General features: G+C 65.3%; 10 protein-coding genes, 1 tRNA gene and 1 riboswitch. Of the genes, 7 read left to right on the plus strand and 4 right to left on the minus strand.

Translation table 11 applies throughout. The features are described from left to right. Positions 1-108 precede the first annotated feature (108 nt). The 3 genes from VR74_RS08155 to VR74_RS08165 all read right to left on the minus strand — a co-directional run bounded on the left by VR74_RS08155 (position 109) and on the right by VR74_RS08165 (position 1,818). Positions 109-185: transfer RNA gene (locus tag VR74_RS08155), tRNA-Pro, on the minus strand. A 47-nt stretch (positions 186-232) separates the two neighbouring features. After that, positions 233-880 carry a glutathione S-transferase gene (locus VR74_RS08160; RefSeq protein WP_045695807.1) on the minus strand — a complete coding sequence of 216 codons (648 nt, stop codon included), beginning with the start codon at positions 878-880 and terminating at the stop codon, positions 233-235. Continuing rightward, positions 877-1,818: a rhodanese-related sulfurtransferase gene (locus tag VR74_RS08165; RefSeq protein ID WP_045695809.1), complete on the minus strand. Its 942-nt coding sequence runs from the start codon at positions 1,816-1,818 to the stop codon at positions 877-879. Before VR74_RS08165 ends, VR74_RS08160 begins: the two co-directional genes overlap by 4 nt. 534 nt (positions 1,819-2,352) lie before the next feature. Here VR74_RS08165 and VR74_RS08175 point away from each other — a divergent pair. After that, a complete protein-coding gene (locus tag VR74_RS08175) occupies positions 2,353-2,892 on the plus strand; it encodes an NADPH-dependent FMN reductase (RefSeq protein WP_045695813.1) in 540 nt (179 codons plus the stop codon). Positions 2,893-2,912: 20 nt separating this feature from the next. Here VR74_RS08175 and ispH read toward each other — a convergent pair whose 3' ends face one another. Then, positions 2,913-3,866 carry a 4-hydroxy-3-methylbut-2-enyl diphosphate reductase gene (gene ispH / locus VR74_RS08180; protein ID WP_045695815.1) on the minus strand — a complete coding sequence of 318 codons (954 nt, stop codon included), beginning with the start codon at positions 3,864-3,866 and terminating at the stop codon, positions 2,913-2,915. A 111-nt stretch (positions 3,867-3,977) separates the two neighbouring features. Between ispH and VR74_RS08185 the strand changes: the two genes are divergently transcribed. The 6 genes from VR74_RS08185 (at position 3,978) to gcvPB (ending at position 11,223) form a co-directional block, all read left to right on the plus strand. Then, positions 3,978-4,535 carry a hypothetical protein gene (locus tag VR74_RS08185; protein ID WP_045695817.1) on the plus strand — a complete coding sequence of 186 codons (558 nt, stop codon included), beginning with the start codon at positions 3,978-3,980 and terminating at the stop codon, positions 4,533-4,535. Positions 4,536-4,537: 2 nt separating this feature from the next. Continuing rightward, positions 4,538-6,307: an arginine--tRNA ligase gene (gene argS, locus VR74_RS08190; RefSeq protein WP_045695818.1), complete on the plus strand. Its 1,770-nt coding sequence runs from the start codon at positions 4,538-4,540 to the stop codon at positions 6,305-6,307. Positions 6,308-6,352: 45 nt separating this feature from the next. Further along, a riboswitch (glycine riboswitch) is annotated at positions 6,353-6,444 on the plus strand. 183 nt (positions 6,445-6,627) lie between these two features. After that, entirely contained in the window at positions 6,628-7,785 is a 1,158-nt protein-coding gene (gene gcvT, locus VR74_RS08195; protein ID WP_045695823.1) for a glycine cleavage system aminomethyltransferase GcvT, read from the plus strand. Between the two features lie 16 nt (positions 7,786-7,801). Beyond that, a complete protein-coding gene (gcvH, locus tag VR74_RS08200) occupies positions 7,802-8,173 on the plus strand; it encodes a glycine cleavage system protein GcvH (protein WP_045695819.1) in 372 nt (123 codons plus the stop codon). Between the two features lie 135 nt (positions 8,174-8,308). Next, positions 8,309-9,652 carry an aminomethyl-transferring glycine dehydrogenase subunit GcvPA gene (gene gcvPA / locus VR74_RS08205; protein WP_045695820.1) on the plus strand — a complete coding sequence of 448 codons (1,344 nt, stop codon included), beginning with the start codon at positions 8,309-8,311 and terminating at the stop codon, positions 9,650-9,652. Then, positions 9,652-11,223: an aminomethyl-transferring glycine dehydrogenase subunit GcvPB gene (gcvPB, locus tag VR74_RS08210; protein ID WP_045695822.1), complete on the plus strand. Its 1,572-nt coding sequence runs from the start codon at positions 9,652-9,654 to the stop codon at positions 11,221-11,223. The genes gcvPA and gcvPB overlap by 1 nt, the downstream gene beginning before the upstream one ends. The last annotated feature ends 70 nt before the right edge of the window (positions 11,224-11,293 follow it).

Below are 11,293 nucleotides of genomic sequence, written 5' to 3' on the forward strand. Positions count from 1 at the left end.
GCGGACGGCCTGACATGGCGCAGGCCGGCGGGCCGGATGCGGACAAGGCGGACGAGGCGCTGGCAGCGGTTCGGGCCGTGCTGGCCGGGTGATGTCCTGATGAGCGAATGGTCGGAGTGAGAGGATTTGAACCTCCGACCCCTGCCTCCCGAAGGCAGTGCTCTACCAGGCTGAGCCACACTCCGAACCAAGGTCGGCGTATCTACGCCTCCCGCAGAATTTTTCAAGGGGGTCAGATGGCCTGTGCCAGCAAGGGCTCTGCGGCGCCGGGCTGCCACTGGGCATGCTTTGTCATGACCGATTTGAACAGCGGGCTGGTGAGGTGACCGGCGAGCCATGCCTGTAGCGCGGGCAGGTCCTGCGCGGCGAACCCGTCGCGATCTGTGGCGGCGAACTGGCGCACGAAGGGGAAGATGGCCATGTCCGCAAGGGTGCGGTGAGGGGCGAGGAGTTGGCCGCCTGAGGCAGCGATGCAGGTGTCCCATTGCTGCAGGATCGCGAGCCCGGCGGCGCGCTGGGCGAGCGGGTCGACGCCGTCGTAGCGGTCTGGGTATTTGTAGCGGTCCAGCGCGTGTTTGAAGGGCTCGTCGCACTGGGCGATCAGTGCGGCGGTTCCGGCCGGGTCGCTGGCGAGCCAGTTTTCGGGATCGTTCCGGGCGAGCGCCCAGTGCATGATATCGAGGCTTTCATCGATCACCGTGCCATCCGGCAGGGCGAGGACCGGGACGGTGCCTTTCGGGCTGGCGGCGAGCATGGCGGCCGGCTTGTCGCGCAGGACGACTTCGCGGATGCGGATGGCGGCGCCGCTGACCGCGAGGGCGAGGCGGGCGCGCATGGCATAGGGACAGCGGCGGAAGGAATAGAGCACTGGCAGGCTCATGCCTCCTCGCTCCGGCGTGCCTCCGGTCCCATGTGTTTCTGGCCGCGCGCTTTTGCGAGGTCGATCTGTTTCTGGCGTTCGGCAAAGCGGGCGCGCTGGTCGTCGGTCATTTCGCTGATGCAGTGGAGGCAGGAGACGCCGGGCTCATAGGCGCCGTGCTGCATATCGGCTTCTGATAGCGGGCGCTTGCAGGCGTGGCACATGTCATAGGAGCCGGGGGTGAGATCGTGGCGGACCGAGACGCGCTCGTCGAAGACGAAGCATTCGCCCCGCCAGAGGCTCTCCGGCTCGGGCACGGTTTCGAGGTATTTCAGGATCCCGCCTTCAAGGTGGAAGACCTGGTCGATGCCTTCGGCCTTGACGAAGCTCGTCGCCTTCTCGCAGCGGATGCCGCCGGTGCAGAACATGGCGACTTTCGGTTTGCGGCCTTCAGATTCGAGCCTTTCGCGGAAGGCGCGGAACCAGTCCGGAAACTCGCGGAAGGATTTCGTGTTCGGGTCGATGGCGCCTTCGAACGTGCCGATGGCAACCTCGTAATCGTTGCGGGTGTCGATCAGGACGGTGTCCGGGTCGGTGATCAGGGCGTTCCAGGCCGCAGGCGCGACATAGGTGCCGACAATCGCGTTGGGGTCGGTGCCCGGCACGCCCATGGAAACAATCTCGCGCTTCAGGCGCACTTTCAGGCGCAGGAAGGGCATCTCATCGGCCTCGGCGAACTTGGCTTCCAGCGTCTCGCAGCCTGGCAGGGCGCGCAGGGCGGCGAGGGCAGTGGCGATGGCCTCGGCTGTGCCGGCAATGGTACCGTTGACGCCCTCGGCGGCGAGCAGGACCGTGCCCTTGACGCCTGCTGCGCCCAGCGTTTCGGCCAGGGTTACCCGGCGGGCTTCGAAGTCCGGCAGGGCGAAGAATTTGTAGAAGGCGGCAACGCGATAAGTCATGGCCGCGCTTATGGCAGATCATGACAGGAATTTGAATACGGGGTTGCACGTGCGGCGCCTGTTGGGGCGCTTGGGGGTGGATTGCTGGTTTTCGGGAGGGGATTCCGGGTCAGGTATCGGGCAGCGGCATCAGCTGAGCCCGCCCCCTGCCTGCGCAGGGGACACGGACCCGAAGGTCCAGATAGCGCCTCAGCGAGCCGATCCGACACGGGTGCACGAAAAGAGCATGGACCACGCCCGGTAAGATCGTCCGATGCCCGGATGAGGATGACCCGGCCTGTCTTCGTGACGCCCCGGAACATCTGGCTGCCGGGGCCGCCGTTTTGCCTGAACCATGCTTTCAGGCGCTGGATCCGGAAGAAGATCAGCGGCCAGAGAAGCATGAGGTACCAGGGCAGGCCCGGGAGAGGCGAGAAGAGGCTGAAGGGTGGCATCGGCGTGGATTATACGCGCAGTGTGAGGGGCTTCGAGGGTGGGCGCGGGGGATGGTTGGGGGTAGACAGGAGGGGATTGCTGATCAGGAGACTGCTGCCCATGACCCATATTCTTGCCGTTTCCGGGAGCCTGCGGAAGGCATCGTTCAATACCGGGCTGATGCGCGCGGCAGAGCAGGTGGCGCCCGATGGCGTGACGCTGACCGGCATGACCCTGCATGGCATTCCGCTGTATGACGGCGACGAGGAGGCGGCGCACGGCCTGCCCGAGGCGGTGAAGGCCTTCAAGGAGGCGATCAAGCGGGCGGACGGCCTGCTGCTGGTTACCCCGGAATACAATAATGGCGTGCCGGGCGTGTTCAAGAACGGTATCGACTGGGCGTCCCGCGGCCCGAACGTGTTTGGCGGAAAGCCTGTGGCGGTCATCGGCGCGTCGCCCGGCGGGTTTGGCACCATCCTCGGCCAAAATCACTGGCTGCCGGTTATCCGCACGCTGGGCATGCGGCCCTGGTTAGAGGGGCGGCTGATGGTGTCGCGGGCAGGCGACCAGTTCGACGCCGAAGGCAATCTGACAGACGAGTCGACGCGGGAGAGACTGCGCGAATTCGTGGCCGGGTTTGCGGCCTTTGCCGGGCCATGAGCCCGGACGCGTAAGGCCGTTCAGGCGGGATCAGCGAGGACGCGGGGGAGCTTGAAGGTGACGGTCTCGCGGGCCGTTTCGATACTGTCCAGCGTGACGTCGAAACGGGCGCGGCAGGCGTCGATGACGCCCTGGACCAGGTCTTCCGGGGCGCTGGCACCGGCGGTGAGGCCGAGTGTGGTGACGCCGTCAAACCATGACCAGTCGATATTGTCGGCGCTGGCGACAAGCTCGGCGCGGGCGGCGCCGGCCCGAAGGGCGACTTCGACCAGGCGCACGGAATTGGAACTGGTGCCCGCGCCGATGACGAGGACGAGCCCTGTGCCGGGCGCGAGGACCTTGACCGCGTCCTGCCGGTTGGTCGTGGCGTAGCAGATGTCTTCCTTGTGGGGGGCTGACATGGCGGGGAAGCGGGCCTGCAGGGCGGCGACAATATCGGCCGTGTCATCCACGGACAGCGTGGTCTGCGTCACGAAGGCGAGGTTGTCAGGGTCTTTCGGAACGAAACGTTCGGCGTCGGCGACGGTCTCGATCAGGGTGATTCCGCCTCCGGGAAGCTGGCCCATCGTGCCGATCACTTCCGGGTGGCCGGCATGGCCGATCAGGATGATTTCGCGGCCCTCATTGTGGTGGCGTTCCGCCTCGACATGGACCTTGGAGACAAGCGGGCAGGTGGCATCGACATAGATCATCTGGCGGGCAGCGGCCTCGGCCGGCACGGATTTGGGCACGCCATGGGCGGAAAAGATGACCGGGCGGTCGGTTGGGCATTCGTCAAGTTCTTCAACGAAAACAGCGCCCATGGCCTCAAGGCGGCTGACGACATGGGCATTGTGGACGATCTCGTGGCGCACATAGACCGGCGCGCCCCATTTCTTCAGCGCTTCCTCGACAATCTGGATGGCGCGATCAACCCCGGCGCAGAATCCGCGGGGTGCGGCAAGACGTATGGTCAGGGCGGGCCTGTCAGTCATTTAATGATCTCCTGCCTCTGCAACGTTGCGCCAAGGCGCGCAGCCCTTTAACACATCTCCAGCTACAGATGGACAGGCCTTTTCTGCAGGCCAAGAAGGACACGCCGACGCATGCGCATACTTGTTACACTTTTCGCGGCGGCGCTGCTCGTCGGATGCCAGTCCCGGGTCGCCGATGTATTCGACAGCCGCCAGAATGCCGGGCCATGCCCGCCGGTCGGCGCGGTCTATGATGTGGCGCGCTACGTGGCCTTTGCCGATGGCACGGATGAGACCTATCCGAACATCACCTATACGGCCGAAATCGTGGATGTGCGCATGTTCTGCCGCTATGCGGACAAGGACCCGCTGGTGGCGCAGATGGAAATCGACTTTGCCTTCGGCAAGGGCGATGCCGCGCGCAGCGACACGCATGCCTATCCGTATTTCGTCGCGGTGACGCGGCGCAACGGCAAGGTGCTGGGCAAGGAATATTTCAATGTCGAGGCTGATTTCAACGGCCGGAAGCTGGACGGCCGGACGGAATCGATCGCCCGGATCGAGATTCCGCGGCTGGATGAATCGATCGCCGGCTCGAACTTCGAGATCCTTGTCGGGTTTGACCTGACACCGGAGCAGCTGGAATTCAACCGTGCGGGCAAGCGCTTCCTCCTCAACGCCGAACAGTAAGCATGACCAGCCTGATCCGAGACCTGACGGCGGCCGCATCGGCGGCCTTTGAAGCCATGGGCATGGAGGCCCATTGGGGCCAGGTCCGCCGGTCCGACAAGCCTGAGCTTGCCGATTTCCAGTGCAATGGCGCGATGGGCGCAGCCAAATCGGCCGGCAAGAACCCGCGCGAGATCGGCGCGGCGGTGGCAGACGCGCTGAAAGCCTATCCGATGGTCCTGTCGGCAGAGGCGGCCGGGCCGGGCTTCATCAACATCCGCGTGTCGGACGCTGCGCTGTCGGCGCGTGCCACTGACATTCTGGCCGACGCGAAGGCGGGTGCCGAACCGGCGTCGGACGCGCATGTGACCGTGATCGATTTTGGCGGGCCGAACGTGGCCAAGCCCATGCATGTCGGGCATTTGCGCTCGGCGGTGATTGGCGACACGCTGCAAAGGCTGCTCCGTTTCCTCGGCGACACGGTGACCTCCGACACGCATCTTGGCGACTGGGGCCTGCAGATGGGCCACCTCGTCACGGAGCTGTATGACGAGCAGCCGGACCTCATTTATTTCGACGAAAGCTTTACCGGGCCGTATCCGGATGTGCCGCCGGTGACGATCGAGGATCTCGGGCGGCTCTATCCGGCGGCCTCTGCCAAGGCGAAGGACGATCCGGCGCGCAACCAGCGGTCCCAGAATGCCGTGGCCGAGCTGCAGGCGGGGCGGGCGGGTTACCGTGCGCTGCTGAAGCATTTCATCGACGTGTCGGTGGCGGCGCTGAAGGTGGATTATGCGTTCCTGAACGTCTCGTTCGACCTGTGGAAGGGCGAAAGCGATGTCGATCACCTGATCCCGGGCCTGATCGAACAGTTCCGCAAGGCGGGCCTTGCCGAAGAGAGCGACGGCGCGCTGATCGTGCATGTCGCGCGGGAGAGCGACAAGAAGGAGATGCCGCCGGTCATGCTGCTGAATTCACGCGGCGGGACGGGCTATCACACGACGGATTTGGCGACGATCGAGGACCGGATGGCGCACATGCACCCGACGCCGGAGCGTATGCTGTATGTCGTCGACCAGCGCCAGGCGCTGCATTTCGAGCAAGTGTTCCGGGCCGCCGAACTGGTCGGCCTGATTGACGAGGGGCACCTGGAGCATATCGGCTTCGGCACAGTGAACGGGCCGGATGGCAAGCCGTTCAAGACGCGCGAAGGCGGCGTGCTGCGGCTGGCGGATCTGAACGCGATGGCGTTCGAGGAGGCCGAACGCAAGCTGGGCGCGGCGAACCTACCGGAGGACATGGGGCCGCAGGAGCGGGCCAATGTGGCGCGGCTGGTGGCGGTGGCGGCGCTGCGCTTTGCCGACCTGCAGAACACGCGCACGACGAATTACGTGTTCGATCTCGACCGGTTCACCAGTTTCGAGGGCAAGACGGGGCCGTACCTGATGTATGCCGCCGTGCGGATCAAGTCGCTGCTGCGGCGGGCGCAGGCCGATGGCAACGGGCCGGGCGCGATTGCCGTGGGGCATGACGCGGAGCGGGCGCTTGTGCTGGCGCTGGACGGGTTCGGCGCGGCGCTGCTGGGCGCGCGGGAGAAGCGGATGCCGCATATATTGTGCGAGCATGTGTTCGGCCTCAGCCAGGCCTTCAGTGCCTTCTATGGCGCGCTGCCGATTGCCAATGAGGCCGATCCGGCGCTGCGGGCGAGCCGACTGGCGCTGGCCACGGCAGTGCTGCACCAATTGGAGGCAGGGTTGCGGATTCTGGGGATCGATGTGCCGGAGCGGATGTAGCCTGCTTGCCGGGCCGCCGAATCCGGTCTAGTTCCGAACGCAATTCAACTCTGTCCCGGGAGAGAGCAGCCTTCGAGGCTGCCGCCGAAGGCGCAACCGCCCCGGAAACGCTCAGGCAAAAGGACCGGACAGGGTCAACACGCTGGAAAGAGGCCTTCGAGGCCTCGCCGAAGGAGCAAGCCTGCGCTCGTCTTTCGACTTCGCTCAAGATGAGCGCCGTTGAACGAAGAGGCGGCGGAATCTCTCAGGCGCCCAGGACAGCGGGGGCGACGGATATTTCGGCCTCGCGCCGATCCGTCACCTTTTTGATTGAAGGCGCCATGTCTGACGAACCCTCCGAGACGCTGAAGCGCACGCCGCTTTACGACCTGCATGTGGCGCGGGGCGCCAAGCTGGTGCCGTTTGCCGGCTATGAAATGCCTGTCCAGTACCCTATGGGCGTGATGGACGAGCATAAATGGACGCGCACGCATGCCGGCCTGTTCGATGTCAGCCATATGGGCCCGTGCTTCCTGTCGCTGGAGGAGGGCATTGGCGGCGGTGATGAGGCGCATGCGAAGATTGCCGCGCTGGTCGAGACGCTGGTGCCGAGCGACATTGCCGGCCTGAAGCAGGGGCAGGCGCGCCTGACCGTTCTGCTGAATGAGGCGGGCGGTATTCTTGACGACCTGATCATCACGCGGCCGCTGGGCGATGAGGCGCAGGGCAGTCTCTATATCGTCGTCAATGGCGCGGTGAAGGAACAGGACTGGGCGATTTTCGAGACGGCGCTTGCGGGCAAGGCCGTGCTGACGCGCGCCGATGACCGCATCCTGTTTGCGCTGCAGGGGCCGGAAGCCGTGGACGTGATGCGCGATTTCTTTCCCGGCTGCGAAGAGCTGACCTTCATGCACCACATGCCGTTCGAGCTCAGCGGGACGCGCTGCATCGTGTCGCGCTGCGGCTATACCGGCGAAGACGGGTTCGAGGTTCTGGTGGCGCCGGAAGCGGGCCTGCCGCTGATCGACGAAATGCTGACCGATGAGCGGGTCGAGATGATCGGCCTTGGCGCGCGCGATTCGCTGCGGCTTGAGGCGGGGCTGTGCCTGTATGGACATGACATGGATACGTCGCGCGATCCGGTCGAGGCCGACTTGGCCTGGGTGATCCAGAAGAAAAGGCGCGAGGCGGGCAATTTTCCGGGCGCGGCGCGCATCCTGGCGGCGCTGAAGGATGGCCCGGCGGAGAAGCGGGTGGGCATCCGCCCGCTGGAGCGGGCCCCGGCACGCGAAGGTACCGCGATTGAAGTGGATGGCAAGGCGGTGGGCGTGGTGACGTCCGGCGGATTTGGCCCATCGGTCGATCATCCGGTTGCCATGGGCTATATCGCGGCGGCCCATGCGGCGCCCGGCACAAAAGTGGATCTGATGGTGCGCGGCAAGGCGCGGCCCGGCGAGATCGTCGCGCTGCCTTTCGTGCCGCACAATTACAAACGCTAAACAGGGGGAGAGACCCATGGCGACCTATTACACAGAAGACCATGAGTGGATCAGCGTCGAAGGCGACACTGGCCGGGTAGGCATCACGGCCTATGCCGCCGGGCAACTCGGCGATGTCGTGTTCGTCGAGACGCCGGAAGCCGGAACGAAAGTGAAGAAGGGCGACGACATGGCCGTTGTCGAGAGCGTCAAGGCGGCGTCCGACGTCTATGCGCCCGTCAGCGGCGAAGTGGTCGAGGCGAACGCCGCCCTGGCCGATGCGCCGGAGACCGTGAACGAGAGTCCGGAAGGCGAGGGCTGGTTCTGCGTGATCAAACTGTCCGACAGCGGAGAGCTGGACGGCTTGATGGACGAAGCTGCCTATACCGCATTCTGCAAGGGACTTTAGCCAATCCGCTGCCCCGCAGCGCTCATCCTGAGCGAAGTCGAAGGATAAGAGCGCGGGCGGCACACATCAAGCCAACACCTCGTCCTTCGACTTCGCTCAGGATGAGGTGTTACGAGAGAAAGAGACGAGTGCCATATGAGATACCTTCCCCTCACGGATGACGACCGCAAGGCCATGCTGGACGTGATCGGTGCGAAAAGCGTCGATGAATTCTATGCGGATGTGCCGGAAAGCGCCCGGCTCGGCGGCAAGGTGGCCGGCCTGCCGGACCATCAGGGGGAGCTGGCCGTCGAGCGGCATCTCTCGAAGCTGGCCGCGAAGAACCGCTCGGCCTCGTCCGGCCCGTTCTTTGTCGGCTGCGGCGCCTACAAGCACCACATTCCGGCCAGCGTGGACATGGTGATCCAGCGGTCTGAATTCCTGACGACGTATACGCCCTATCAGCCGGAAATCGCGCAGGGCACGCTGCAGACCCTGTTCGAATTCCAGACGCAGGTGGCGGCGCTGACGGCGATGGATGTGGCCAATGCGTCCATGTATGACGGCTCGACGGCGTGCGCCGAGGCAGCCGTGATGGCCTGCCGCGTGACGCGCCGGAAGAAAGTGATCCTGTCGGGCGGCCTGCACCCGCATTATGCGGCGGCGACGAAGCTGCTGTGCGAGGCGCAGGGGCTGGAGGCGGTGCACCTGCCTGTCGCCGTGGATGGCGAGATGGCGCTGGCAGATGCTGTGGACGATGAAACGGCCTGCGTGATCGGGCAGAGCCCGAACGTGTTCGGCACGGTGACGGACATGTCCGGCGTGGCCGATGCGGCCCACGCGAAGAAGGCGCTGTTCGTGTCCGTGTTTACCGAAGCGGTCAGCCTCGGCCTCGTGACGCCGCCGGGCGAGATGGGCGCGGACATTGCCGTGGGCGAGGGCCAGTCGATCGGCGTGCCGCTCGGCTTTGGCGGGCCTTATGTGGGCCTCTTTGCGTGTACGGAGAAACTGGTGCGGCAGATGCCGGGGCGTCTGTGCGGCGAGACGGTGGACGCCGACGGCAAGCGCGGCTTCGTGCTGACGCTGTCGACCCGTGAGCAGCATATCCGCCGCGACAAGGCGACATCGAATATCTGCACCAATTCCGGGCTCTGCGCGCTGGCCTTCACCGCGCACATGACACTGCTGGGCGACAAGGGCCTGCGCGACCTCGCGCTCTTGAACCATGAGGCGGCATGTGACCTGGCCGATGCGCTGGAGGCCGTGCCGGGCGTGGAAATCCTTACGCCGCGCTTCTTCAACGAGTTTGCGTTCCGCACGAGGATGAATGCCGAGGCCGTGCTGGCCATGCTGGACGAGGCGGGCGTTGTCGGCGGCGTGCGGGCAAGCCGCCTGTTCCCCTCTGAGCATATGGGCGACGTGATCATCTGCGCCGCAACCGAATGCACCACGCCGGAAGACATTGCCGCCTATGCCGCGGCGCTGAAGGAGATTGTGTGATGAGCATGAACACGCAAGGCCGCCCCACGGCGCCGACATCGACGTCCGTTGCCGCCATCGAGACCGTATCGGGCTCGCGCGGCCTGTTGCAGCATGAGGGTCTGATCTTCGAGATCGGGACGTCTGAGACAACCGGCGTGGACCTGCCTGCGCCGCAGAACCGGACGGGGCGCCTTGGCGGCGTCGCGCGGAAAGTGCCGACCGGCCTGCCGGGCCTGTCCGAGCCGGAAATGGTGCGCCATTACATGCGCCTGTCGCAGCGCAATTATGCCATCGACCTCGGCTTGTTCCCGCTGGGCAGCTGCACGATGAAGCACAATCCGCGCCTCAACGAGAAGATGGCGCGGCTGGCCGGCTTTGGCGACATCCACCCGATGCAGCCGCAGGCGACCGTGCAGGGCGCGCTGGAACTGATCGACGAGCTGGCGACCTGGCTGAAGACGCTGACCAATATGCCCTTCGTGGCGATGAGCCCGAAGGCGGGCGCGCATGGCGAACTGTGCGGCATGCTGGCGATCCGCCAGGCGCTGATCGCGCGCGGCGAGGGCGCGACGCGGACGCGCGTTCTGGTGCCGGAATCGGCGCACGGGACGAACCCGGCAACGGCGGTGCAGTGCGGCTTCATCGTCGACGAGATCAAGGCCAACAAGCGCGGCCGGGTCGACATGGACGACCTGAAGGCGAAGCTGGCACAGTCTGACGACATTGCCGGCATCATGCTGACCAATCCGAATACGTGCGGCCTGTTCGAGACCGACATCAAGGAGATTGCCGACCTGATCCACGCGGCGGGCGGTTATTTCTATTGCGACGGAGCGAACTTCAACGCCATCGTGGGCCGCGTGCGGCCGGGCGACCTGGGCGTCGATGCGATGCACATCAACCTGCACAAGACCTTCTCCACCCCGCATGGCGGCGGCGGGCCCGGCTCTGGCCCGACCGTGCTGTCAGAGGCGCTGGCGCCCTATGCGCCCGTGCCCTTCGTGGTGAAGAACGAGGATGGCGTGTTCAGCCTGGTGGAAGATGTGGACGGCGAGGCGAGCGAGAGCTTTGGCCGGATGGTGGCCTTCCATGGCCAGATGGGCATGTTCGTGCGGGCGCTGGCCTATATTCTCAGCCACGGCGCCGACGGGCTGAAACAGGTGGCCGAGGATGCCGTGCTGAACGCGAACTATATCGCGGCGAAGCTGAAGCATGTGATGACGCCCGCCTTTGAGGGCTATTGCATGCATGAGGCGCTGTTCTCCGATGCGTTCACGGCCGAGGGGATCGAGACGCTGGACATTGCCAAGGCGCTGATCGACGAAGGCTATCACCCGATGACCATGTATTTCCCGCTGGTGGTGCATGGCGCGATGCTGATCGAGCCGACCGAAACCGAGAGCAAGGCGGAGCTGGACCGGTTCTGTGCGTCGCTGGAGAGCATTGCCCGGCGCGCGGCGCAGGGCGACGAGACGCTGAAGGGCGCGCCTTACCTGGCGCCTGCCCGGCGCCTTGACGAGACGCGGGCGGCGCGCAAGCCGGTGCTGAAATGGATACCGGGACCGGCGGACAAGGTGGCTGCCGAGTAGCGGCCTATTCGGCGGTGACGGTGGCGGAGCGGGCGTAGAACAAGCGTTCGCGCAGCTTGCCGAAGCCGAT

Origin of the sequence: Hyphomonas sp. BRH_c22, assembly GCF_000961795.1 — a bacterium.
GTDB lineage: Bacteria > Pseudomonadota > Alphaproteobacteria > Caulobacterales > Hyphomonadaceae > Hyphomonas.